Origin of the sequence: Roseicyclus salinarum (assembly GCF_029624655.1) — a bacterium.
Taxonomy (GTDB): Bacteria; Pseudomonadota; Alphaproteobacteria; order Rhodobacterales; family Rhodobacteraceae; genus Roseibacterium; species Roseibacterium salinarum.
Window position 1 is genome coordinate 18,880 of sequence record NZ_JARRSA010000020.1, and the last position, 22,804, is coordinate 41,683.

At 66.2% G+C, this 22,804-nt stretch carries 22 protein-coding genes; 14 read left to right on the forward strand and 8 right to left on the reverse strand.

Going from position 1 to position 22,804, the window contains the following annotated elements:
• Positions 1 to 34: 34 nt before the first annotated feature.
• From sseA to P6F26_RS13475, 6 genes are all read left to right on the forward strand, one after another.
• Entirely contained in the window at positions 35 to 898 is an 864-nt protein-coding gene (gene sseA / locus P6F26_RS13450; RefSeq protein ID WP_278029206.1) for a 3-mercaptopyruvate sulfurtransferase, read from the forward strand.
• Positions 895 to 1,464, forward strand: coding sequence for a GNAT family N-acetyltransferase (locus P6F26_RS13455; RefSeq protein ID WP_278029207.1), 570 nt, complete (start codon positions 895 to 897; stop codon positions 1,462 to 1,464). The genes sseA and P6F26_RS13455 overlap by 4 nt, the downstream gene beginning before the upstream one ends.
• A gap of 5 nt (positions 1,465 to 1,469) precedes the next feature.
• Positions 1,470 to 2,654, forward strand: a complete 1,185-nt coding sequence (locus tag P6F26_RS13460) for an amino acid aminotransferase (RefSeq protein WP_278029208.1) — start codon at positions 1,470 to 1,472, stop codon at positions 2,652 to 2,654.
• Positions 2,655 to 2,733: 79 nt separating this feature from the next.
• Positions 2,734 to 3,354, forward strand: a complete 621-nt coding sequence (locus P6F26_RS13465; RefSeq protein WP_278029209.1) for a queuosine precursor transporter — start codon at positions 2,734 to 2,736, stop codon at positions 3,352 to 3,354.
• Positions 3,355 to 3,592: 238 nt separating this feature from the next.
• Complete coding sequence (gene arfB, locus P6F26_RS13470; protein WP_278029210.1) at positions 3,593 to 4,006, forward strand: alternative ribosome rescue aminoacyl-tRNA hydrolase ArfB; 414 nt, start codon at positions 3,593 to 3,595, stop codon at positions 4,004 to 4,006.
• Between the two features lie 73 nt (positions 4,007 to 4,079).
• Positions 4,080 to 5,855, forward strand: a complete 1,776-nt coding sequence (locus P6F26_RS13475; protein ID WP_278029211.1) for an ATP-dependent nuclease — start codon at positions 4,080 to 4,082, stop codon at positions 5,853 to 5,855.
• Here P6F26_RS13475 and pncB read toward each other — a convergent pair.
• Positions 5,852 to 7,144 (reverse strand): nicotinate phosphoribosyltransferase, encoded by a 1,293-nt coding sequence (gene pncB / locus P6F26_RS13480; protein ID WP_278029212.1) that lies wholly within the window; start codon positions 7,142 to 7,144, stop codon positions 5,852 to 5,854. The genes P6F26_RS13475 and pncB overlap by 4 nt on opposite strands.
• 68 nt (positions 7,145 to 7,212) lie before the next feature.
• Positions 7,213 to 8,232 carry an EF-P lysine aminoacylase EpmA gene (gene epmA, locus P6F26_RS13485; RefSeq protein WP_278029213.1) on the reverse strand — a complete coding sequence of 340 codons (1,020 nt, stop codon included), beginning with the start codon at positions 8,230 to 8,232 and terminating at the stop codon, positions 7,213 to 7,215.
• 89 nt (positions 8,233 to 8,321) lie between these two features.
• On the opposite strand from epmA, the gene efp reads away from it, so the two are divergent.
• Genes efp through P6F26_RS13500 form a run of 3 tightly spaced genes read left to right on the forward strand, consistent with a single transcriptional unit; the run spans position 8,322 to position 11,081 of the window.
• Complete coding sequence (efp, locus tag P6F26_RS13490) at positions 8,322 to 8,888, forward strand: elongation factor P (RefSeq protein WP_278029214.1); 567 nt, start codon at positions 8,322 to 8,324, stop codon at positions 8,886 to 8,888.
• A 12-nt stretch (positions 8,889 to 8,900) separates the two neighbouring features.
• Positions 8,901 to 10,037 carry a THUMP domain-containing class I SAM-dependent RNA methyltransferase gene (locus tag P6F26_RS13495; RefSeq protein ID WP_278029215.1) on the forward strand — a complete coding sequence of 379 codons (1,137 nt, stop codon included), beginning with the start codon at positions 8,901 to 8,903 and terminating at the stop codon, positions 10,035 to 10,037.
• Positions 10,038 to 10,097: 60 nt separating this feature from the next.
• Positions 10,098 to 11,081 (forward strand): NAD(P)H-binding protein, encoded by a 984-nt coding sequence (locus tag P6F26_RS13500; protein ID WP_278029216.1) that lies wholly within the window; start codon positions 10,098 to 10,100, stop codon positions 11,079 to 11,081.
• A gap of 74 nt (positions 11,082 to 11,155) precedes the next feature.
• Here the strand turns inward: P6F26_RS13500 and pncA are convergent, their stop codons facing one another.
• Positions 11,156 to 11,761, reverse strand: a complete 606-nt coding sequence (pncA, locus tag P6F26_RS13505) for a bifunctional nicotinamidase/pyrazinamidase (protein ID WP_278029217.1) — start codon at positions 11,759 to 11,761, stop codon at positions 11,156 to 11,158.
• 79 nt (positions 11,762 to 11,840) lie between these two features.
• Between pncA and trhO the strand changes: the two genes are divergently transcribed.
• On the forward strand, positions 11,841 to 12,743 hold the full coding sequence (gene trhO / locus P6F26_RS13510) for an oxygen-dependent tRNA uridine(34) hydroxylase TrhO (protein WP_278029218.1): 903 nt from the start codon (positions 11,841 to 11,843) through the stop codon (positions 12,741 to 12,743).
• A gap of 40 nt (positions 12,744 to 12,783) precedes the next feature.
• Complete coding sequence (locus P6F26_RS13515) at positions 12,784 to 13,350, forward strand: hemerythrin domain-containing protein (RefSeq protein ID WP_278029219.1); 567 nt, start codon at positions 12,784 to 12,786, stop codon at positions 13,348 to 13,350.
• A gap of 128 nt (positions 13,351 to 13,478) precedes the next feature.
• Here P6F26_RS13515 and P6F26_RS13520 read toward each other — a convergent pair whose 3' ends face one another.
• Complete coding sequence (locus P6F26_RS13520; RefSeq protein ID WP_278029220.1) at positions 13,479 to 14,369, reverse strand: hypothetical protein; 891 nt, start codon at positions 14,367 to 14,369, stop codon at positions 13,479 to 13,481.
• A gap of 210 nt (positions 14,370 to 14,579) precedes the next feature.
• Between P6F26_RS13520 and P6F26_RS13525 the strand changes: the two genes are divergently transcribed.
• The gene (locus P6F26_RS13525; RefSeq protein WP_278029221.1) at positions 14,580 to 15,500 is read left to right on the forward strand and encodes a peptidoglycan-binding domain-containing protein; all 921 of its coding nucleotides are present in this window, start codon (positions 14,580 to 14,582) and stop codon (positions 15,498 to 15,500) included.
• A 36-nt stretch (positions 15,501 to 15,536) separates the two neighbouring features.
• Here P6F26_RS13525 and ppk2 read toward each other — a convergent pair whose 3' ends face one another.
• From ppk2 to P6F26_RS13545, 4 genes are all read right to left on the reverse strand, one after another.
• The gene (ppk2, locus tag P6F26_RS13530; RefSeq protein ID WP_278029222.1) at positions 15,537 to 16,511 is read right to left on the reverse strand and encodes a polyphosphate kinase 2; all 975 of its coding nucleotides are present in this window, start codon (positions 16,509 to 16,511) and stop codon (positions 15,537 to 15,539) included.
• A gap of 109 nt (positions 16,512 to 16,620) precedes the next feature.
• A complete protein-coding gene (locus P6F26_RS13535) occupies positions 16,621 to 17,334 on the reverse strand; it encodes a DUF5765 domain-containing protein (protein ID WP_278029223.1) in 714 nt (237 codons plus the stop codon).
• A 190-nt stretch (positions 17,335 to 17,524) separates the two neighbouring features.
• Positions 17,525 to 19,186 (reverse strand): alpha/beta hydrolase, encoded by a 1,662-nt coding sequence (locus P6F26_RS13540; protein ID WP_278029224.1) that lies wholly within the window; start codon positions 19,184 to 19,186, stop codon positions 17,525 to 17,527.
• A gap of 181 nt (positions 19,187 to 19,367) precedes the next feature.
• Entirely contained in the window at positions 19,368 to 20,423 is a 1,056-nt protein-coding gene (locus tag P6F26_RS13545) for an alpha/beta hydrolase (RefSeq protein WP_278029225.1), read from the reverse strand.
• A gap of 357 nt (positions 20,424 to 20,780) precedes the next feature.
• On the opposite strand from P6F26_RS13545, the gene P6F26_RS13550 reads away from it, so the two are divergent.
• Both P6F26_RS13550 and P6F26_RS13555 read left to right on the forward strand, forming a co-directional pair.
• Positions 20,781 to 21,581, forward strand: coding sequence for a bifunctional DNA primase/polymerase (locus P6F26_RS13550; RefSeq protein WP_278029226.1), 801 nt, complete (start codon positions 20,781 to 20,783; stop codon positions 21,579 to 21,581).
• Positions 21,578 to 22,645, forward strand: a complete 1,068-nt coding sequence (locus P6F26_RS13555) for an AAA family ATPase (RefSeq protein ID WP_278029227.1) — start codon at positions 21,578 to 21,580, stop codon at positions 22,643 to 22,645. Before P6F26_RS13550 ends, P6F26_RS13555 begins: the two co-directional genes overlap by 4 nt.
• Positions 22,646 to 22,804: the final 159 nt, after the last annotated feature.

Genomic DNA, 22,804 nt, shown 5'->3' on the forward strand with positions numbered 1-22,804 from the left:
TGCGGACCGGGAACGCAGTGCGGAGAGTGGGACGATGGCAAGGCCGATCACAGGCGACGATCCGAAGACGCTCGTCTCGACCGAATGGCTCGCCGCGCATCTCGACGATCCCGACCTCCGGGTGATCGACGCCTCCTATTACCTTCCCGGCGTCGAGCGCGATGCGAAGGCGGAATACGCGAAAGCCCACGTCCCCGGCGCGCGCCATTTCGACATCGACGAGATCGCCGATGCGCGAAGCGAGCTTCCCCACATGGTCGCCCCCGCCGAGAAGTTCATGAGCCGGATGCGCGCGATGGGCATCGGCGACGGCCACCAGGTCGTGGTCTACGACTGCACCGGCATCTTCTCGGCCGCGCGCGTTTGGTGGAACTTCCGGCTCATGGGCAAGACCGACATCGCCGTTCTGGATGGCGGCTTTCCCAAGTGGCAGGCCGAGGGGCGCCCCGTCGAGGACATGCCCCCGATTCTGCGCGACCGGCACATCACCGTCCAGCGGCAGGCGCACCTCGTGAAGGACGTCACGCAGGTCGCCGCGGCCTCCAAGCTCGGCGACTGGCAGATCCTCGATGCGCGCAGCCCCGGCCGGTTCAGGGGCGAGGAGCCCGAAGTGCGGCCCGGCCTGCGGTCAGGACACATTCCCGGATCGCTCAACGTCCACTACGCGACGCTTCTGAACCCGGACGGCACCATGAAGGAGGGCGACGCCCTTCGCGCGGTCTTCGAGGCCGCGGGCGCCGATGTCGGGCGGCGCACCATCACCACCTGCGGCTCGGGCGTGACGGCGGCGATCGTGATGCTGGCGCTGGCGCGTCTCGGAAATGAGGACGTGTCGCTCTATGACGGGTCGTGGTCGGAATGGGGCCGCTTCGAACAGCTGCAGGTCGAGACCGGATGACCCTCGTTCCCGCCGGGACCGAGGTCGCGTTCCGGATCACCTATCTCGAGATGCCGGAACGCCCGGACCTGACGGCGCCGGACCTGCCCGAGGGCGTCCGGCTGGATCACGCGGCCACTCCGCCCGTCTGGTTCTTCCTCGCCATGTATGACGCCGTCGGCCGCGACTACGAATGGCGCGACCGCTTCGAACAGGCCGAGCGGAACCCCGCCGCCCTGCGCGCCTTCGTCGAAGATCCGCTGGTCGAGATGTGGGTGGCCTATGGCACGGGATGGCCGCGCGGCTTTTTCCAGCTCGACTTCCGGCAGAAGGGGACGTGCGACCTAGCCTATTTCGGCCTCGTGCCCGAGGCTGTCGGGACGGGCCTCGGCGGCGCGCTTCTGAAGACCGCGATCGCGAAGGGCTGGGCGCGAAAGGGCGTTCGCCGCATGACGGTCAATACCTGCACGCTCGATCATCCCCGTGCGCTCGCCCTCTACCAGCGCGTGGGCTTTCGCCCGATCCGCACCGAGGACCGCACCCGCGTCCTCGCCCGCGACCGCGACACATCCCTGCATCCGGATTGACCCGCATGTTCGAGACGATGCTCCCCCCTGAGCCCGACAAGATCCTGCGCCTGATGGCGATGTTCGCGGGCGATCCCCGGCCCGACAAGGTCGATCTGGGCGTCGGCGTCTACCGCTCGCCCGAGGGCAGGACGCCGGTCATGGCCGCCGTGAAGCAGGCCGAGCGGCGCATCTGGGAGGAACAGGACACCAAGGGTTACGTCGGCCTTTCGGGCGATCCTGCCTTTCTCGACGCGATGCGCACGCTGATCCTCGGCGATGCCGTTCCGCCGGCCCGCGTCGCCGCCTGCGGGACGCCCGGCGGTACCGGCGCCGTGCGGCAGGTGCTGGAAATGACGCGGCGCCTGTCGCCCGAGGCGACGGTCTGGATCTCCGATCCGACATGGCCGAACCACCCCGCGATCATCGACCACCTGAAGCAGAAGCGCCGGACCTATCGCTATTACGACGCCGCGACGGGGGGGCTCGACGGCGCCGGGATGCTGGAGGACCTCGCCGGTGCGCAGTCCGGCGACCTTGTCTTGCTGCACGCCTGCTGCCACAACCCGACCGGCGCGGACCTGACGGCAGCGGACTGGGCCGAGATCGCGGCGATCTGCGAGCGGACGGGGGCCATTCCCTTCGTGGACATGGCCTATCTCGGCTTCGGCGACAGCCTCGAGGAGGACGCCGAGGGCACGCGCCTGCTCGCCTCGCGCCTGCCCGAGGTCTTCATCGCCGCCAGCTGTTCCAAGAACTTCGGCCTCTACCGCGAACGGGTTGGCATCGTCCTGGTCGTCACCGGCGAGGGTGGGCCGCAGCTTGCCGCGACCGGGACGCTCGCCAATCTCAACCGGCAGAACTACGCGTTTCCGCCCGATCACGGCGCAAGGATCGTGCAGACCGTGCTGCAGGACGACGCCCTCCGCGAGGCGTGGCGGACCGAGCTTCGCGCCATGCGCGAGACGATGCTCGCCAACCGTGCCGCGCTCGCCAGCGCACTCCGGGCCGAGACCGGGTCGGACCGCTTCGGTTTCCTCGCCTCGCACCGGGGCATGTTCTCGCTGATCGGGGCCACGCCCGCGCAGGTGGACAGGCTGAGGGAAACCCACGGCGTCTACCTCGTCGGCGATGGCCGGATGAACGTCGCGGGCCTGACCTCGGCGACCATCCCGCAGGTCGCCCGCGCACTGGCCGAGGTGCTTGCATAGACGTTGCGCAAGGCGTAAGGCGCGGACCTGCCGGTCACGGCCAAGTCTCCGACCACCTTGTAAAAACGGAACGCACATCATGACCAAGTATATGCCGGGTATCCTGGCGATGGCGGCGATCGTCGTCGCCTCGAACATCCTCGTCCAGTTCCTGTTCGGCCAATGGCTGACCTGGGGCGCGTTCACCTACCCGCTGGCCTTCCTCGTGACGGATGTCATGAACCGCGTCTACGGGCCCGCCGCCGCGCGCCGCGTCGTCTTCGCGGGCTTCGCCGTGGGCGTCGTCTGCTCGCTGATCGGCACCCAGATCATGGGCGAGTTCGGGCCGCTCGTGACGCTCAGGATCGCAATGGGCTCGGGGATCGCCTTCCTCACGGCGCAATTGCTCGACGTGGCCATCTTCGACCGCATCCGCGACCGGGGCTGGTGGAAGGCGCCGGTCGTCTCGTCGCTGATCGGCTCCAGCGTCGATACCGCGCTGTTCTTCACCATCGCCTTCTCCGGCGCGCTCGTCTTCCTCGAGCCGGGCAACGACGTGTCGTGGGCGAACGAGGCGCTTCCGCTTCTCGGCACGGGGCCCCAGGCGCCGCTCTGGGTGTCGCTGGCGGTCGCGGACTGGCTCGTGAAGCTGGCGCTCGCGTTGATCGCGCTGATCCCGTTCCGCCTCATCACGCGAAAGTTGACGGCACAGGTTGCGTAAAAAGTTTTGACAACCGCAAAATCTGTGGCAGGCTACCTCCAACGGCAACCAAATCGAAAGGAGGTGATCCAGTGTCTAGAGAAGCATTGGAGAAAGGCGTCGGGACAGCTTGGGAGGTGCGCCTCTAGGGCAGCCCCAGGGGGTAGACCCCCTCCCAGGTGGGATTTCCTAACCGATACCCGCCTCCTGATTTCTCGAAAGGGTCGCCTCTGGCGGCCCTTTTTCGTAGGGAGAAGCGATGCTGAGGATCACCGACCAGATAACGCTTCAGGACTGGGAGATCACCGAACAGTTCGTCCGCGCCTCCGGTCCCGGCGGGCAGAACGTGAACAAGGTGTCCTCGGCGGTCGAGCTACGCTTCGAGGCCGAGCGTTCGCCATCCCTGCCCGACGCGGTGAAGCGGCGGCTCCGGCACCTTGCCGGGCGTCGCTGGACGAAGGAGGGCGCGGTGGTGATCCAGGTCTCCGAGGAGCGGAGCCAGGCCCGCAATCGCGAGATCGCGCGCGAGCGGCTGGCGGAGCTGGTCCGGCGGGCGACGGTCGCCCCGAAGAAGCGCCGCCCGACGAAGCCCACGCGCGGGTCGGTGGAACGGCGGATCAAGGCGAAGAAGGCGCGGGGGGAGGTGAAGAGCCTGCGGGGGCGGGTGGAGTGATTGAATAACATGGACATGGCGGGAGCTAGTGCGCAATGGTGCAAACGTTCCAGTCAGGCGATATGAGGTAGTCTTGCAGCTCATCAAGAAGATCGAGGTACATTATCTTCGCTCCCTCTATCGCCTCGAAATAAAAGACGTAGGCGATCTGAACGTAGTGTTTGGGCGCAACGATAGCGGAAAATCGAATCTACTTCGTGCACTTAATCTTTTCTTCAATGGTCAGACTGAGCCTGGGCGGCGCTTTGATTTTTCACTCGATATGTCAGACATCAGGAAGCAGGAAGCACGTGAGGCTAAGGGGAAGCAGTTTATTTGGATTAAAATCACCTTTGACATACCCGAAAACTACCAAAACAGTCTTGGTCCTCAGATCGAAGTCAAACGGCAGTGGAATCGCGATGGTGAGATGAACCAAACAGTTTGGCCGAAGGAGCTGCGTGAGGGCAATCCTGCTTCACGCCTTACGCGCTTTCTCAATGATATCGACTTCACATATATACCGGCTATTAAGGACATAACGCTATACTCTGATCTGGTTGAAAGGCTTTATGGTGCTGCGTCTCAAAGTGTTGCAGTCGCTGCGGCTACTAAGGACTTCGTAGAAAGGATTGGAGCCGCAAATGAGAGCTTAACGAAGAGTCTCCAAGAGTTGTTTGGCTCTAAATCGTCGTTATCGGCGCCAACAGAACTTAGTCAACTTTACCGCAGTCTCGACTTCTCATTTGGCGAAGAGGGTCACTCGCTTATTCGACAGAAGGGTGATGGGATTAAAGCTCGACATATTCCAGAGATACTCAGAAGTATCAACGATGGAGAGCAGAGAACGAAGTTATATATCTGGGGATTTGAGGAGCCTGAGAATAGCCTCGACCTTTCCGCTGCTAAAGCGGAAGCTGCGCGCTTCGCGCAGATTTCTTCAAGAGCGGACACTCAGGTCTTTCTGAGCAGTCACTCGCCAGCCTTTTATCTCGCGGAGGCAGAGAGCGCTAGCGTCAAAAGATTCTTTATTTCAAAGCAAACCAAGCAAGATGAGGCCATCCGCCCAGAAGATGCATCTCGACCGATAAATTCTCTAGATGAGGCTGAGCGTGAGATGGAAGCCGCTGGCCTCTTGCATCTTCCATATGTAATTCGCAGCCTTCAAGAAATGCCGAAAAAGCTTGAAGTCCTAGAGGCTGAGAACAGAGTGCTCGAAGAGAAGCTTCTCAACTTGACAGAGCCAACGGTCTTTTTTGAGGGCAAGCACGATCTTGAAATTTTGGAAGAGAGGCTTTCATGTGTCGCAGGAGTTCAACTGCGCGAACTTGGTGGAACGCCGAATACAATTCCCGCTCTGCTTGCGGCAATTCTGCGTGATGACATGCTCAGCATTGGGAATCGGGCGCTAATCGTTTTTGATAACGATCAAGCTGGCCGTTCCGCTGTCAACAAGATATTGGGTACGGCACCAATAGACTATGCCAAACCAAACTCAGTCGCCGGTCCATTGTCGGTCATGTGCCTTCCCTACCAACACTGCGGGCACTTCAGAGACTTCATGAATGATGTAGGCTTGACGGAGCGCGACATTATTTTCGAAGGAGAGTTCCTCCTCGACGCTTGCTTGGTTGCAGAGGAATTGTCGAAGAAGAGCTTTGATCGAGAAAGAATACACGAGACATATTATTCCAAGCCCCAAGGCATATACCTCAAAATGCAAAAGTATGAAGAGGGCACACCCGGTTGGCTTTTTTCTCGAACGGTCCCAGATGAACACAAGAAAGAAGTAATTGATGCAGTGAAGGGGTGCGGGCAAACACCCTCACTCGACGCGCTTATTCAAACCATTACGGACTTCATGGCCTAAACCACCACCTCCATCGGCTCCTGCTCGCCAACGCCAAAAACCCGCTTGTAGCGCTCGATCTCGGGTTTCGGGCCCATTGCCTTCTCCGGGTTGTCCGACAGCTTCACCGTCGGCCGCCCGTTCGCCGCGACAGCCTTGCACACCAGCGAAAACGGGGCCAGCGCGTCGTCCGCGACCAGTCCGCGGAAGTCGTTCGTCAGAAGCGTCCCCCAGCCGAAGGACACCCGCACCCGGCCGGCGAATTGCTTGTGGAGGCGCTCGATCACGTCCACGTCCAGCCCGTCGGAGAAGATCACCAGCTTCTCCCTCGGATCCTCACCGCGCGACTTCCACCACGCGATGGCCGTCTCCGCCCCCTGCGCCGGATCGCCTGAATCGATGCGGATGCCCGTCCATTGCGTCAGCCAGTCGGGCGCATGGGCCAGGAAGCCGCGCGTGCCGAACGTGTCGGGCAGGATGATGCGCAGGTTGCCCGAATGCTCCTCGTGCCAGTCCGACAGCACGTCGTAGGGCGCGCGGGCCAGCGCCTCGTCGCTGTCGGCCAGCGCGGCGTAGACCATGGGCAGTTCGTGCGCGTTGGTGCCGATCGCCTCGAGGTCGCGGTTCTTGGCGATGAGGCAGTTCGAGGTGCCGGTGAAGGCCTGCCCCAGCCCCTCCTGCATCGCCTGCACGGCCCAGTCCTGCCACAGGAAGGAATGCCGCCGCCGGGTGCCGAAATCCGCGATCCTCAGGCCGTCCAGCTTCCGGAGGCGCTGCACCTTCTCCCACAGCTTGGTCATGGCGCGCGCATAGAGGACCTGGAGCTCGAACCGGCCCATGTGCGCCAGCGTCGCACGGCCGCGCAGTTCCATTAGGACGGCGAGGGCGGGGATCTCCCACAGCATGACCTCGGGCCACTTGCCCTCGAACGTCAGCTCGTACTGATCGCCGACCCGCTCGAGATGGTAGGGCGGAAGCTGCAGGTTCTCGAACCAGTCCATGAAGTCGGGGCGGAACATCTGCCGCTTGCCGTAGAAGGTGTTGCCGCGCATCCAGGTGCTTTCGCCCCGGCGAAGGCGCAAGGTGCGGATGTGGTCCAGCTGCTCGCGCAGCTCGCCCTCGTCGATCAGGTGGGCCAGCGGGATGCGCGTGGTCCGGTTGATCAGGCTGAAGGTGACGTGCGTGTCGGGCCGGTTGCGGAATACCGACTGGCACATCAGCAGCTTGTAGAAGTCCGTGTCGATGAGCGAGCGGACGATCGGATCGATCTTCCACTTGTGATTGTAGACGCGGGTGGCGATGTCGACCATGGGCTCCGGGCTCCTCTCTGCCCCCGGCTTAGAGCAAGCGAGGGGCCATGGTTCAAGCCTGACGGCGTTCAGGCGGGCGGGGTCCACATGACGTCGGTCAGGCGCGGCGCGTGGGTGGCGAGCATCACCAGCCTGTCGAAGCCCAACGCGCAACCCGACGCGGGTGGCATGTGGGCCAGCGCCGCCAGCAGGTCCTCGTCGAGCGGATAGCGCGTGCCGTAAAGGCGTTCTCGCAGGTCCATGTCGGCCTCGAAGCGGGCGCGCTGTTCGTCCGGGTCGGTCAGCTCGCCGAACGCGTTGGCCAGTTCCACCCCGCAGGCGAAAAGCTCGAACCGTTCGGCAAGGCGCGGATCGTCCGGCTTGCGGCGGGCAAGCGCGGCCTCGGGCGACGGGTAGGCGTCGAGGATGACAGGGCCGGGGCCGAGGCCGGGCTCGACACGGGCATTCAGGGCCCGCGAAAAGAGGTCAGACCAGCTGTCGCCGGGGCCGTGCGCGATCCCCGCCGCGGAAAGCTGCGCGGCGAGCGCCCCGGCATCCGCCCTTCCGTCGCCCAGCGTCGAGAGAAGGTCCATGCCATGCCGCGCGAATTCGGCCGCGACGGTCGTGCGGACTGGCGGCTTCAGCGCATTGCAGGCCGCATCTCGATGCCGGAATGCCGTCGTCCCGGCGGCCTCGGCGGCGATCGCGAGGATCGCCGCGCAATCCTCCATCAGCGTCTCGTACCCTTCGCCGGCGCGATACCATTCGAGCATGGTGAACTCGGGCGTGTGGCGCGGGCCGCCCTCCCGGTTCCGCCAGACGCGGGCGAAGGTGAAGATCCGCTCCTCTCCCGCCGCGAGAAGCTTCTTCATCGCGAACTCGGGCGACGTGTGCAGGTAGCGCCGCCGCGTGCGCAGCGCGTCGTCCGTCACCTCCGTCTCCAGGGCGTGCAGGTGCGTCTCGTTGCCCGGCGATGCGACCACGTAGGCTGGATCGACCTCGACGAAGCCTTGATCCGCGAACCACGCCCTCAGCGCGGCCTGAATCCGGTTGCGGGCCATGAGGACAGGCCTGCGGTCGGCATGGGTGTCACGGTCCCACCATGTCATCTCTGGCCCTCGCGTCCGCGATGCGGTAACGGCTGCTGGTAACGCGAGGGGCGCCGCCCCTCAAGCGCACGTCAGTTCTGGAGGAACCCATGAAGGTCATCGCGTCCCAGCTGCGCAAGGGCAATGTCGTGGACATCGACGAAAAGCTCTACGTCATCCTGAAGGCCGAGAACTTCCACCCCGGCAAGGGCACGCCCGTCACCCAAGTCGACATGCGCCGGATCTCGGACGGCACCAAGGTCAGCGAGCGGTGGAAGACAACCGACAGCGTCGAGCGCGCCCATGTCGAGGAGAAGTCCTACCAGTTCCTCTACGAGGATGGAGAAGGCTTCCACTTCATGGAGCCCGAGACGTTCGAGCAGGTGATCGCGACGCCCGATGTCGTCGGCGACGCGAAGGTCTGGCTTCAGGATGGAATGTCGGTCCACCTGTCGATCCACAACGAAGTGGCGATCGCGCTGGAGCTGCCGCAGAAGGTCACCGTCGAGGTCATGGAGACCGAGCCGGTGGTGAAGGGGCAGACCGCGTCGTCCTCCTACAAGCCCGCGATGGCCGACAACGGCGTTCGCGTGATGGTGCCGCCCCATATCGGCCCCGGCACGCGGATCGTGGTGAACACCGAGGACGCCTCCTACGTCGAGCGGGCGAAGGACTGAGGGATCGCCCGCATGGCCGATGACGCGCCCGGCACCGCTTCGGCGCCGGGTCCCGTCTCGCAGCCCGGTATCGTCTTCCTTGTCGGATTGCCCGGCCTTGAGGACGCGCTTGAGGCCGAGGCGCGCGCGGCCGGTTTCGATGGCGTGAAGCGCGTTCAGGGCGGCGTCGAGATCGCCGGGGGACTGCCCGAGGCCGCCCGCGCCAACCTCGTGCTGCGGACGGCGGTTCGCGTCCTGTGGCGCGTGGCGGAGTTTCGCGCCATGCACCTCGCCCAGCTCGACAAGCGCAGCCGCAAGGTGGGCTGGACGGACTGGCTGCGGCCCGGCGTTCCGGTCCGCGTCGAGGCCGTGTGCCGCAACTCGAAGATCTACCACGACAAGGCCGCGGCGCAGCGCGTCGCGCGCGCGATCTCGGAGGCGGGCATCCCCGTGGCCCCGGAGGCCGAGATCGTCGTCAAGGTCCGGATCGAGGACGACCTCTGCACCGTCTCGCTCGACACGACGGGCGAGGCCCTGCACCGGCGCGGCCACAAGCAATACGTCGGAAAGGCCCCCCTGCGCGAGACGATGGCGGCGGGCTTCCTGTGGCGCATGGGTTTCGACGGGACACAGGCGGTGGTCGATCCCATGTGCGGGTCGGGCACGATCGTGCTGGAGGCAGCCGAGATCGCCGCCGCCCTCGTGCCGGGACGCAGCCGCAGCTTCGCCTTCGAGAAGATGGCGGGCAGCGAGCGGCCGATGGTGGCATCCGCCCCGGCGACCGCGCCCGTCCCGCGCTTTTTCGGCTACGACCGCGATGCGGGTGCGATCCGCGGAGCCGGCGAGAACGCCGCGCGCGCCGGCGTCTCGGACTGGTGCCGGTTCGCCTGCCAGCCGCTGAGCGACCTGACACCCCCCGAGGGGCCGCCGGGCCTCGTGCTGGCGAACCCGCCCTACGGCGCGCGCATCGGCAGCCGCAAGCCTCTTTTCGGGCTCTATGCAGCACTCGGCGAGGTTCTGGCCGAGCGTTTCCCCGGCTGGCGCGTCGGCATCGTCACCAGCGACGACGGCCTCGCGAAGACCATCGGCCTGCCCCTCGTCCCCTCCGCCCCGATCGCGCATGGCGGGCTTAAAGTGCGCCTCTGGCAGGGCGACGTCCCGGCGCGATGACCTCGTGACAGCCGGGGCCGTTTCGCTAGGCTGACACCGAGTGCCAACCGGAGCCGCAAGATGCCCGCCGATCCCGTGACCGACATGCCCCTCGGCGTCCTGCTTCTGGGCGGAAGCGGAACGGCTGGACAGGCCACGGCGCGCGCGCTGGTCGCTTCCGGTCACAGGGTGACATGCGTCCTGCGCGACCCGGCATCGGCGCGCGTGCTGCCCGCCGGCGTCACGACGATCGCGGCGGACGTCACCGACGCGGCCGCGTTGCACGGGATCATGAAGGATGCCGGCCTCGACGCCGTGGTCTCGTGCCTTGCGTCGCGCAGCGGATCGCCTCGGGACGCATGGACCATCGACCACGGCGCGCATGGCGGCGCGCTGGCGGCCGCGAAGGCCGCGGGCATCGGCCGGTTCGTCCTTCTGTCCGCGATCTGCGTGCAGAAGCCCCTTCTGGAATTCCAGCGCGCCAAGCTGGCCTTCGAGGCCGAGCTTCAGGCCTCGGGTCTGACATGGTCGATCGTCCGCCCCACCGCCTTCTTCAAGTCGCTCTCGGGCCAGATCGGCCGCCTGCGCGCTGGAAAGCCCTTTCTCCTCTTCGGCGACGGGACGCTGACCGCGTGCAAGCCGATCGGCGACGACGACCTCGGCCGGTTCGTCGCGGACTGCCTGACGGATCCCGAGCGCGAGCGGCGCGTCCTGCCCGTGGGCGGCCCCGGCCCCGCGCTGACGCCCCGCCAGCAGGGCGAGGCGCTGTTCGCCGCGCTGGGGCGCGCGCCGAAATTCCGGCAGGTCCCGGTGGCGCTGATGGACGCCATCATCGGGACGAGCGGCCTTCTGGGCCGGGTCAGCGCGACATGGGCAGACCGCGCCGAATTCGCGCGGATCGGGCGCTATTACGCGACGGAATCGATGCTGGTCTGGGACGCCGCCGCCGGCCGCTACGACGCCGACGCCACGCCCGAATTCGGGACCGAGACGCTGGCCGACCATTACCGCAAGCTTGTCGCCGGGGGCGCGGATGCCGGCCTCGGCGATCATGCGGTGTTCTGAGGGCGTCGCCCCCTGCCGGCCGCGCCCGTTTCGCCATCCGCGATCGCGATGCCCGTGACCGGGGCGGCCGCGCCTCAGGCCAGCGTCACGCCCGCCGCACGCATTCCGTCACGCGCCGCGGCAAGCGATCCGTCGAGGTCGATGGCCCGCGACAGGTCCTCCCGCACGTCGGTCTCGAAGCCGAGCTTCGCGGCGTCCACGGCCGAGAAGTTCACGCAGAAGTCCGTGGCGAGGCCCACCAGCGTCAGACGCGAGATCCCCCGCGTGCGCAGGTAGCCTTCCAGTCCCGTGGGCGTCCTGCGGTCGTTCTCGAAGAAGGCGGAATAGCTGTCGATGTCGCGGCGGAACCCCTTGCGGATGATCAGGTCGGCGCGGTCCACGTTCAGACCGGCATGGAACGCGGCACCCGCGCTGCCCTGCACGCAATGGTCCGGCCAAAGCACCTGCGGGCCGTAGGGCATTTCCGTCATTTCCATCGGCGCGCGGCCCTCGTGCTGGCTGGCGAAGCTGGAATGGTTCGCGGGGTGCCAGTCCTGCGTCAGGATGACGGCAGGGAATTCCTCCATCAGCGCGTTGATGCCGGGCACGATCGCGTCGCCGCCGGGCACGGCAAGCGCGCCTCCGGGGCAGAAATCGTTCTGCACGTCGATGACGATAAGGGCGTGGGTCGCGTCGCGCATGGGGGCCTCTCCGGTCGGGGCGTTGGCCGTGCAACCCTAAGTCTTGAGCGCCGCTGTGCAACCTTGTAGGGCAAGGCCCATGCTGATCGTGGCCGCCCTCTACAAGTTCACAAGGTTCGAAGACCCCGACGCGCTTCGCGCACCGCTGAAGGCCGCCTGCGAGGCGGGCGGTGTCAGGGGCTCGCTTCTGCTCGCGTCCGAGGGGATCAACGGCACCATCGCGGGGCCGCGCGACGGCATCGATGCGGCGCTCGCGCATATCCGGGGGCTGCCGGGCTGCGCCGACCTCGAGTGGAAGGAATCGACCGCCGACGAGATGCCGTTCGGCCGGATGAAGGTGCGCCTGAAGCGCGAAATCGTGACGATGGGCGTGCCCGGCACCGATCCGAACGACATCGTGGGCACCTATGTCCCCCCGGCGGAGTGGAACGACCTGATCTCGGCGCCCGATGTGGCCGTGATCGACACGCGCAACGAATACGAGACGGCCATCGGCAGTTTCGAGGGCGCGATCGACCCCGGCACCGAAAGCTTCCGCGATTTTCCCGTATGGTGGGAGGCGAACCGCGACCGCTTCCACAACAAGCGCGTCGCGATGTTCTGCACCGGCGGCATCCGCTGCGAGAAATCGACCGCCTACCTGAAGTCGCAGGGCGTCGAGGAGGTCTATCACCTTCAGGGCGGCATCCTGAAATACCTCGAGGAGGTGCCGCAGGAGCGAAGCCTGTGGCGTGGCGGCTGCTTCGTCTTCGACGAGCGCGTGGCGGTGGGGCACGGACTGAGCGAACTTCCGTTCCTGCTGTGCCGGGCGTGCCGGAGGCCGCTGGCGCAAGGAGATACGCAGCGCCCCGAATACGAGGAGGGCGTCGCCTGCCACAGGTGCGCGCACGAATACACCGAGGGCGACCGCGCCCGGTTCCGCGAGCGGCAACGCCAGGTCGCGCTGGCCGAGCGGCGCGGACTGGCGCATCTGGGCGGCTGAACGCCTTGCGCGCGCGGCTGGACGGGTTATCTCGCCTGCCATGACACAGAACGCACTCGACACGCGCACCGGCCTTCCGGAACCCCTTCGCCTGCTGCTCGAGGCGCACCCGCGCGAATCGTGGCAGGCCCATCCGCAATTCCACGGCCTCGTCAGCTTCTGGCTGGAGCGGCACATGATGTTCCGCCAGCTCATGGCGCACATGTCCCGCGACACAGAGGCGTTCCTTGACGGGAACCGCGACGCGCGGGCCTTTTCGCAGGGGATCGCGCGCTATGGCGGGCTGTTCGTGAACCAGCTTCACGGACACCACCAGATCGAGGATCACCATTACTTTCCCCTGCTCCGAAGCCGCGATGCGCGGATCGAACCGGGCTTCGACCTGCTCGACGCCGACCACCATGCGCTCGACGCGATCCTCGAGCGTTTCGTGCAGCAGGCGAACGCCGCGATCCAGGCGCGGGACGCCGCCGCGTCGCGGAACGCGGCGGGTGTCCTGCGGTCAGGCCTTGCGGATCTGGAGCGCCTGATAGGACGTCACCTCGAGGACGAGGAGGACCTGATCGTGCCGGTCATCCTCGCACATGGCGCCGACGGGCTCGCCTGACGCCGGGCGTCCCGCCGCATGAACGAAAGAAGGCCCGGCCTCCACGAGGACGCCGGGCCTTGTCTTGATGATTTCCAGCCGCCCCGAGCCCAGCCCAGAACGCGGAAGGTGATTGTTCCGGCGCAGCGTCAGGTCTCGTCGGCGGGCGCGTCCACAGGATCGGCGTTCGGATCGCCCAGCCGGTCATACAGCCTGTTGCGAAGCTCTTCGCGCGCCTCGTCCGAAAGCTCGAAATTCGGGTTCGTGACCTCCGCAAGCGCCGCGTCCTCGGTCGCGAGCGCCTCCGAATATTCGCCGACCGCCGTTTCGAGTTCGTCCTCGGCGCCGCCGAGCTCGGTCTCGTAGACGCTGAGCTCGTCGGTATAGCCGAGGCGCTCCTGCTCCAGTTCGTCGAGCAGCGCGTCGTAATTCTCCGGCGCCGGGTCCAGCGCGTTGAGCTCCGTGATCCGCTGGTCGACGTCGGTGATCGAAGCCTCGATCGCATCTCGAAGCCTGCGGTCGGGATTTTCCAGAAGATACTCGGCGACCGCGTCCTCGAAGACCGTCTGCGCGTCGGTGATGCCCGTCTGCGCGGCGTCGGTCTCGGCCATCACCTCGTAGACGTCGCGCAGCCGGCCTATCATCGAGTTGTCGGAGGCGTTGGCGAAGGCTTGGGCACTGGCGTTCGATGCGTTGGCCCCGCCAAGCTCGCGCGCGATCCGGCCCTGCATGCCGCCCGCGCTGGCGTGCGCCGGCGGACCGGTCCGGCGCTGGGTTGCACTGGCTGCGTCGATGTTGCGGCGTCCGCCCGCATTGGCGTGATCGGGCGGGCCGCCACGGCTGCCGCGCTCCTCGCCGCCACGATTGCCGCCGCCGTTTCCGCCGCCATTCCCGCCGCCGTTTCCGCCGCCGTTTCCGTTACCCCGGCCATCAGCCGCGGCCTGATCGAAGGGAATGACGCTCATCACGCTGGCAGGCGCAATGACAGGCAGCGCCGCGATGGCGATGGCCGCGATCCGCGTTGGCAATGTCTTGAACATGGGGCCGTCTCCGATTGGTCTGATTTCGCGCATATAAAATGGGTCTTTGTGGCACAGCTAGGGCATTCGCGCCTCGTTTTCGCCATCGTCGCGCCGTCATGCTCGAACAGGCGAAACGCCGCCGTTTTCCCAAGGGCGGTCGGGCGGAATGGCGCACGTCATGTCCGCGCCCTATCCTGCCCGCTGCAGACGAAGGAGGGTCGAACCCGGATGAAGATCAACGCCATCGCGCTCGCCACGGTCGCAAGCCTTGCCGCCGCCGCCCCGGCCCCGGCCGACGTGGGCGCGGCCGACATCGTGCCCGACGCCATGGTGCCGGGCATCGCCGCGTGCATGGAGGAGGCTGCCTCCGAAACCGCGGCGCTCGCCTGCCTCGAGGGCGAGGGCGTGCCGGATGCCGCAAGGGACTTCGCCTCGACCCTCACCGGCACCACGGCGCTCGGCGTTCCGGGCATCCTCGTGGAGGTGATCGAGCTCGGCCCCGTCGATCTTGCGCAGGCGGTCCTGCCCGCGCTTTCGACCGACGCGCCGCAGCCTGTCCTCGTCAACGGCGTTCGGGACGTCGCGCTCGCGCTCGAGCTTGCCTTCGCGGCGTCTCCGACCGAAACGCCTGGCACCCGCGCGATCCTGAACGCGCATCCGGACGCGACCGAGGCCAGCCGCGTCGAGATCCTCGCGCATCGGGTGATGCCAAGCGGGGCGCAGCGCTTCGTTCTGGGCGATCGCGTGACGGCCAGCTGCGCGACCTGCGAGGAGGTCGGCCTCTCGCTGACCTATCTCGACTTCGTGCGCGGCGCGCTGGTGAACGTGGACAGGCTGGGGTGGTTTCCGCCAGCTTCGCCTTCCGTGGAGATCGCAGCACGGCTTGAGGCCGCCGACATATCGGTGGTCCAGGCCCGCCTGAACGCGCTCGGCTACGAGGCGGGGCCCGTGGACGGCGTCGCAGGGCGGCGCACGCTCGGCGCTTTCTATGCCCTCAAGCGGGACCATTGCCTGCCGGAGGATCCGAGGATCCGCCCGGTCATCCCGATCCTCGCGGCGCCGGAGGCCGCGCTTGCGGCGGCGCCCTGCGCGGCCGAGATCTTCGCCAGGCCGCCCGCGCAGGCCGAACCGATGCTGACCGCGCCCTGAGCCGGACTGTGCCCCAGTCCGGGGCGCGGCACCGCCTCATCCCTGGCGGTGCGCCGGGTGAAGCGACGTGCCGAGGATATGGTCGGCGCGGTGGACCACATGCCCCGCCGACCCCACGATCAGCGGATCGGGCGGCGTCACGACCGTCTCGTCCTTGCCCGGATAATCCAGCGAGTTCAGGAAATGGCGCATGCAGTTCAGCCGCGCGCGTTTCTTGTCGTTGGACTTCACGATGGTCCACGGCGCATCGGCGGTGTCCGTGTAGAAGAACATCGCCTCCTTCGCCTCGGTGTAATCGTCCCACTTGTCGAGGCTGGCCTTGTCGATCGGCGACAGCTTCCACCGCTTGAGCGGATCGGTCTCGCGGGAGGCGAAGCGCCTGCGCTGCTCGGCCTGCGTCACCGAGAACCAGTACTTGTAAAGCCGCGTGCCGCTGCGCACGAGCATCCGTTCAAGCTCGGGGGTCTGGCGCATGAACTCGAGGTATTCGCTGGGCTCGCAGAACCCCATCACCCGCTCGACGCCGGCGCGGTTGTACCACGAGCGGTCGTAGAAGACGATCTCGCCCACGGTGGGCAGCTCGGCGATGTAGCGCTGGAAGAACCACTGGCCCTTTTCCTCCCACGTCGGCTTGTTCAGGGCGACGACGCGGGCGGTTCGCGGGTTAAGATGTTCGGTGAAGCGCTTGATGGTGCCGCCCTTGCCGGCGGCATCGCGACCCTCGAAGAGGATGACGATCTTCTGCTCCGTCTCCTGCACCCAGAGCTGCACCTTGAGAAGCTCGGCCTGAAGCGCGGCCTTCTCCTTCTCGTAGGCGCGCCGGCCCATGTTGCGGCGATAGGGGTAGGCGCCGGTCTCGAAAAGCTCTTGCGGCGAAAGTGGGCGTCGGACGGTCCGTGGCGTCCGCCGCGCTGTGCCGCCGCCCTGGGCCTCGGCGTCCGGCACCGCCGCGCCAAGCGCGGGTGCGCTGTCTTCAGGGACCTCGGGGTCGAGCGTGGCGGCCTTGTCCATGGGCGTGTCTCCGGGTCCCGTTGCGTCATCCCGATCATAGGACACCGGTGACGGCCGGAACCTTGATCCCAATCAAACCCGGTTCAGGGCGAAAGGCGGCGCCACGGGCTCAGCCGGGGGCGGGGTCGCTCCGATGCGCCGCGAAGACGCGATGCCGGATGGCGGGGCTCAGGCCGATCAGCAGGATCCCGATGGAGAACAGGCACCAGATCGCGGGCATCTCGTTCGGGTTCGACGTGAGGTTGTATGCGACGAGCGGCCCGACGGCGAGATGGAACAGGACGAAGCGCCACGCGCCGTAGCACAGCGGCAGCAGGAACACCGCGAGGAAATACTCGGGAAACTGGAGCCATCCGCCAAGGAACCGCCCGGTCGGGGCGAGGATCCCGTTCAAGGGCAACTCCCACGCGATGTGCCACTCGCCGGACGTCAGGCACAGCCTTTCGCTGCACATCGAGGTTCCCGGCACACAGGTCCCGAGACTTTCGAAGGGCAGGAGGCGGGCGGCGATCAGGGCGGTCGCGAGGGCGGCGACAAGCACGACCCGGCGCTGCGTCCGCGCGGGAATCCGGCGCGGCGCGATCGCCATCGCGAAGGCGTTGATCACGATCGGCTGAAGCGAGATGTGTATGTAGGACAGAAGCGTGACCGCCTCGTTGGAGGGCGTCCCGCAGGCATCCCTGACACCGTAACCCCAGAGCTGAAGCGCCTCCATCACGGCGAAGTAGCCAAGCGTCCCCGAAATGGCGAGCGGCTCTCCACGCCGCGCCGTGACCACCGTGGCCACGGCCCCGAGGCCCAGCATCGCAGTCGTGGCGGTCACTCCCCAGCACATCCCGGCACACCTTCCCGACACTCGCGCGGCCGCCTGCCCCTGTCCGCGATGCAATCGGGCGCGGGCGCCTGCCGGATCGACAATAGAGGCGGAAAGGCTGCCGTCACAACCATTGCAGGTCGCAACCGAAATTCCGCCGCGTGGGACCTCGGGAACGGCGCGTCATGCGCAGGCGCGTTCAGTCGTTCGTGCATCCCTGCTGGAAGCCGTTGTCGCAATGCGCCTGGAGGCGCTCGGTGTCCCGCTGGGTCCACCCCTCGGGGGCCGTCACCTCGACCCAGGGGCCGATGTAGTCCCGGGCGTAGTAGGAATGCCCGTACCCCGGAGGCGCCGTCGTCGAGACCGCCATGTCGATGGCAAGCTGGAACTGCGTGACGATAGGCAGGAACCGCAGGTTCGGCGAGACGCCGTGCCCAGGCGGCTCGGTCATCCAGACCGGCGGGCGCCAGACCGAAAACGGCTCGTAGAAGACGATCGGATCGCTCGGATACTGAAGGAACATCAGGCGCATGTCGCCCCACGGCGCCCCTTGGGACCCGTCGGCCACGTGGGACGCGTATCGCACGAGCGAGCCGTCCCCGACCTCGGGCAGAACCCACGGACTGCCCTCGTTCCGCGCCCGCTGGACGTAGTTCCAGAAGGCCGACGGGAACGGCGGCCCGGCCCAGAACGCGCCGTCGATGCCGTCGTTGAGAAGCCTGAACAGGTTCGTGGCATGCATCGAGGACCACGCCCCGAGGCTGAGGCCGTGGATGTAGAGCCGGGGACGATCGTCCCGGGGCAGGGTCTTCCAGTAGTCGTGTATCGTGGCGATGGTCGCCGTCGCCTGCTCGAGGCCGGTCTGCGTCTCGAAGACCAGCGCCAGTGGCGACTGCATGTAGGAATACTGCACCGCGACCGTCGCGATATCGCCGCCATGCATGTATTCGACCGGATCGTGCGACCCCGGATCGAGCCAGCCCGTGCCGGTCGGACTGGCCACGATCAGCACCTCGCGCTCGAATGCGCCCAGCCGCAGCAGTTCCCCCAGCGCAAGCTGCGCACGGGCTTCGGGGGTCGCCGCGTTCGCGCGCCCGACGTAGACGCGGATCGGATCGAGCGCGGGCGCGCCGGTGAAGGCCGCAATCGCCCCGGCGTCGGGACCGGTCATCACGAAGTCGCGGCCGGGTTGACCCATCGCACGCCACTCCACGAGGGATTGCGGGCTTCCCGGAAGCCGCGGATCGGTCGGGGCCGCAGGCGCGCGGTCGAAGAGGTCCTGGGCGGTTTCGTAGCTTTCGTCGAGCATCTCGAAGACGGTCGGGACCAGCCGGTCGCGCGTCAGCAGGAAGAGCAGAAGCGCGACCGCCACGAGGCCAAGCACGTTGGCCCGGCGCGGCGGCATCACGCGGTAGAGACCGGCACGCACCACCCGGAACAGAAGGGAGATGGCGACGCCGAACGCGTAGAGGATCGCGAAGACGGCAAGGACGATTACGACGACCTGCACCCAGTGGACTTCCTCGGCGGGCTCGAGGCCCATGCGGATGCGCAGATCGGCCTGCCAGCGCACGCTCGCCACGGCCGACAGGGCCAGAACGCCAAGGACGATCGCGGCCGCCACGGCCGTCGCGGCCGTCGCCGCGCGACCGCGGAGACGGGGCATGTCCGCGACGTCCCACACCAGCTCGACGATGCGCCCGCACAGGTAGCCAAGCGCCATCGAGAGCCCCCCGAGCGCCCCCTGCACGGCGGAACCGCGCGGGATCAGCGACGGCGAAAGCGACGCCGCGAGGAAGAAGACGCCCAGCAGGAGCGCGGGGATCGAGACTCTCGTCACCAGGGCATGGATGAACCGCATACGCGCGCTCCTTCGGTCGACCGGCACGCCGCGGGCGAGGCGCGTCCGCCAGAGGCGCCGTCTCCGGGGCCGGGTTCCAGCTTGCCCGGAGCCTGCGCCTTCGCCAGCGCGCCGTGGTCCCGATCAGTGAATTCGCGCGGAAGTGTGACCTCGCTGCGATTGCCGCCCGCGCCCATCGCGGTCAATTCGCGCCGGCCTGCTGCAGCCGCCAGAGATTGGGACCGGCCTGCAGGAGGTTCGGGCGTTCCGCCGCATGGCGCCCCTCGCCAAGCAGGCGCCCGAGATCGTCCCCCACGTGATCGCTGTAGATATGGTAGAGATGACCCGTCGGGCTTTCGGAGGGCAGGTCGCTCAAATCGATCACCTCGACGCCCGCAAGGGTCGAGACATCGTTTCCGGCCTCGCCCAGACGGGGGTAGCCATGAAGCTGCGCCGAGAGCGCAAGGGGCCGGTCTCCGCTGGTGACGTAGACGGTGACGTTCTCCACGATCGGCAGGATGCGCGGCAGGATGCGCTGGAAGATCGCGAAATCCATGTCGGGGGCCAGCAGCACGACCTCGTCGATGCGAGTGCCGGGCGCGCGGTTCGCAACATCGTAGAGCGCAAGCACGACGCCCCGCGCCCCGAGGCTGTGGCCCATGACATCCACGACGCCGCCGCCGAAGCGGCGCTCCGCCTCGATGATCGCCTCGGCGAGATCCGGCACGCTCCAGTAGAGGTCGGCCTCGTCGTGGGTATAGTAGGCGATCGCCCCGTCCGACGGCCAGCTGAACCACAGGAAGCGGCCTGAAAGCCCCGCGTTTTCCTGCAGAAGGACCGCGCGCCTGCACCCTTTCTCGAAACCGATGTAGTAGCCGTGTACATATATCGCGGGGGCGTCGTCCCCTGCAGTGTCCTGCAGGTCGTCGAGGACCGCCGCGCTGTCGGTGGCCATGATCCGGTCCACCCTGAGGAATTCCTCGCGGATGAAGGACGGCGCGGCCCCGGCGAGCGGCGCCAGTCCTCCGAGTTCCAGCTCGCGCACACGGCACCATCCGGCCGAAAGGACGCTGCGCTCGTCGCCGTAGAACTCTCCGGGATCGTCGGCCCCCGTCACGTTCCGGAGCGTCAGGAAAGGCACCTCGAGGTCCGTGATCGCGGGCTGCGCGGCAGACGGCGCGGCAAGGCCTGCGATCGCCGCGAAAAGCGCAAAGGAGGCGCATGGGATCGGCCAAGGATTGTCGTCGGATGATCGCATCTCATGCTCCACGGATGCCCGCCGGGTGACGGCCGCGACACTAGCCGCGAATGGCCGCATCGGGAATTCGAAATCCGAGGGTCTGACGTGGGGATGGCGACCCCGGCAGAATTGCCAACTGGAGCACATTTTCCAACGACTTCAAAGATCCCGTTGGGACACCATCGCTGTTTTCGGCCTCAATCGGAACAATGGGTTAGATGCGCTCGCGGGACACACCATAGTCGACCCCAATACAAGTAACCCCGGTGCGACGGCAATCGCATCCGGGGTTGAAGACGTTGTGGAAGGCGTCTCTTCGCAAATCGAGAATACTGCAGAGCTCCCCTCTCTGGCAATCCACTGGGGGGCCCTGGCATGAAGTATCCGTTCAGAATCTTCCCTGTCGGGCCTAATAAGGCCCCGCTGATTTCGGATTGGCGGCAGAAGGCGACGCGAGACACCCATACCATAGCGCAATGGAAGGCCAACGGCGCAGCAGCATGGGGTATTCCCTGCGGAGCGGACAATGGTTTGTTCGTCATCGATCTGGACGTGGACAAGTCCAGCGGTGAAGCGGTGGGCGAAGCTAGCCTGAAGGCCTTGCCGCGCTATGCCCGACTTCTGGAGAAGGCCAATGTGAACACGCCATCAGGCGGGCGTCACATCTATTGCCGGCACTTCGATGGTGCGCGCAACACCACGTCCAAGATCGGTCGGAAGATCGACACGCGAGGCGAGGGCGGCTACGTCGTTGCCCCCGGTTCGATAACCGAGGGCGGTGCATACCGTGGCTTTGTTCCTAGTGTTCTTCCTGCCGTCCCGCCGGGCCTCCGCGCGATGTTCTTGCAGGTGCCGGTTGCCCCGCCGCCCCGCGCGCCCGCGCGCCAGACGCCCAAAGGCGAAGTTGAGGAACTCCTAAGCCATATTCCCGCAGATTTGCCCTACTTGGACTGGGTAACCGTCCTGATGGCCCTCCACGACCGTTTCGCCGGGTCTGATGAGGGGCTTGCCCTGGCGGATCAATGGAGTGCGGCCGGAGTCAAATACCGTCCCGGGGAGGTCGCCGCCAAGTGGCGTAGCTTCAAGCGCAGCGGCATCACTTGGGCAACGGTTCCGGCAATGGCGCGCCAGCATGGCGCTGATCTCTCCGAGATTGCGCGGAGGTGGGCGGCATGACCGTAGTAAACCTGAACACCAACGCCACGCGTGCGTCTGAAATCGAGAGCCGACTTGTTCGTCTGTCCGACATCCAGCCGGTCCTTACCAACAACTACCTGGTCAAGGGCTGGTTGGATCGGAATTGCCTTTCCATGCTCTACGGTCCGTCCAACGCCGGCAAGACATTTGTGGCGTTGGACATCGCGATGCACATTGCGGCCGATCAAGTTTGGCGCGGGTTGAGGGTGAATGGTGGGCCGGTTCTCTATATCGCTGCCGAAGGTGGTGCAGGTATTCGCAACCGTCTTGCCGCCATAAAACAAGATCGTCCCGAAATGGCCGAGGCTCCCTTCTCACTGCTACCCATTGGATTGGACCTTCACGGACAGGGTGATGCTTTAGCCGTCTGCGAAATCATGCCGGATGACGACCCGGCATTGATAGTCGTTGACACATTGGCACGCTCGATGGGGACGGGCGATGAGAATACCGCCAAAGATGCGGCCATGTTCATCAAGAACTGCGACTTGATCAGGCAGGCGACTGGCGCGCACGTCATGATCATCCATCACACGGGCAAAGAAGAGGAGCGCGGCGCTCGCGGCTCCTCAGCTTGGCGCGCCGCCGTGGATAACGAGATACAGGTTTCCGCCGATTGCCGAATACTATCAAGAAAGCAGCGAGACCAAGAGCCGCCAGACGCGCTGAGTTTCAGGTTGCGCTCCGTGGTGCTTGGAACTGACGAGGATGGCGAGCCAGTGACCAGCGCCGTGGTGGATGCTGCGGCGCCACCCAAGCCAGCACGAAGGCCGTTATCTGGAAAGAACGCGGTAGCGATGCAGGCGTTGCGCGATGCCTTGGCGGCCCATGGCGAGGTGAAGAGCGGGGTCGGTTATCCCGTCAACCGATCCGTTGTTGCTCTGGACCATTGGCGCGCTGCGTGCGGCACCCACGGACTCACCTCAGGGGTAAGTGAAAGCGCAGCTCGCACCGCGTTCAAACGTGCCAAAGACAAGCTGATGGATATGGATGAGGTCCGAGAGTGGGGCGGCCACGTTTGGAAGGTCCACGAAGATGACTGAGGCGCTCCGTTACATTCGTCACATTCCGTCACAGTGCGTCACAAATACCGGCGATCGAGGCCGTCACGATCGTCACACACCCCAAAGGGGTGTGACGGGTGTGACGCTACTACGAGAAGTGACCAATCCAATTGACATCCAGCACAAGAACGAAGTTCC

What these genes read in the sequence shown, in the direction of transcription:
- sseA (WP_278029206.1), top strand. Translation starts at nt 35, where the DNA reads ATGGCAAGGCCGATCACAGGCGACGATCCGAAGACGCTCGTCTCGACC.
- P6F26_RS13455 (WP_278029207.1), top strand. Translation starts at nt 895, where the DNA reads ATGACCCTCGTTCCCGCCGGGACCGAGGTCGCGTTCCGGATCACCTAT.
- P6F26_RS13460 (WP_278029208.1), top strand. Translation starts at nt 1,470, where the DNA reads ATGTTCGAGACGATGCTCCCCCCTGAGCCCGACAAGATCCTGCGCCTG.
- P6F26_RS13465 (WP_278029209.1), top strand. Translation starts at nt 2,734, where the DNA reads ATGACCAAGTATATGCCGGGTATCCTGGCGATGGCGGCGATCGTCGTC.
- arfB (WP_278029210.1), top strand. Translation starts at nt 3,593, where the DNA reads ATGCTGAGGATCACCGACCAGATAACGCTTCAGGACTGGGAGATCACC.
- pncB (WP_278029212.1), bottom strand. Translation starts at nt 7,144, where the DNA reads ATGGTCGACATCGCCACCCGCGTCTACAATCACAAGTGGAAGATCGAT.
- epmA (WP_278029213.1), bottom strand. Translation starts at nt 8,232, where the DNA reads ATGACATGGTGGGACCGTGACACCCATGCCGACCGCAGGCCTGTCCTC.
- efp (WP_278029214.1), top strand. Translation starts at nt 8,322, where the DNA reads ATGAAGGTCATCGCGTCCCAGCTGCGCAAGGGCAATGTCGTGGACATC.
- P6F26_RS13495 (WP_278029215.1), top strand. Translation starts at nt 8,901, where the DNA reads ATGGCCGATGACGCGCCCGGCACCGCTTCGGCGCCGGGTCCCGTCTCG.
- P6F26_RS13500 (WP_278029216.1), top strand. Translation starts at nt 10,098, where the DNA reads ATGCCCGCCGATCCCGTGACCGACATGCCCCTCGGCGTCCTGCTTCTG.
- pncA (WP_278029217.1), bottom strand. Translation starts at nt 11,761, where the DNA reads ATGCGCGACGCGACCCACGCCCTTATCGTCATCGACGTGCAGAACGAT.
- trhO (WP_278029218.1), top strand. Translation starts at nt 11,841, where the DNA reads ATGCTGATCGTGGCCGCCCTCTACAAGTTCACAAGGTTCGAAGACCCC.
- P6F26_RS13515 (WP_278029219.1), top strand. Translation starts at nt 12,784, where the DNA reads ATGACACAGAACGCACTCGACACGCGCACCGGCCTTCCGGAACCCCTT.
- P6F26_RS13520 (WP_278029220.1), bottom strand. Translation starts at nt 14,369, where the DNA reads ATGTTCAAGACATTGCCAACGCGGATCGCGGCCATCGCCATCGCGGCG.
- P6F26_RS13525 (WP_278029221.1), top strand. Translation starts at nt 14,580, where the DNA reads ATGAAGATCAACGCCATCGCGCTCGCCACGGTCGCAAGCCTTGCCGCC.
- ppk2 (WP_278029222.1), bottom strand. Translation starts at nt 16,511, where the DNA reads ATGGACAAGGCCGCCACGCTCGACCCCGAGGTCCCTGAAGACAGCGCA.
- P6F26_RS13540 (WP_278029224.1), bottom strand. Translation starts at nt 19,186, where the DNA reads ATGCGGTTCATCCATGCCCTGGTGACGAGAGTCTCGATCCCCGCGCTC.
- P6F26_RS13545 (WP_278029225.1), bottom strand. Translation starts at nt 20,423, where the DNA reads ATGCGATCATCCGACGACAATCCTTGGCCGATCCCATGCGCCTCCTTT.
- P6F26_RS13550 (WP_278029226.1), top strand. Translation starts at nt 20,781, where the DNA reads ATGAAGTATCCGTTCAGAATCTTCCCTGTCGGGCCTAATAAGGCCCCG.
- P6F26_RS13555 (WP_278029227.1), top strand. Translation starts at nt 21,578, where the DNA reads ATGACCGTAGTAAACCTGAACACCAACGCCACGCGTGCGTCTGAAATC.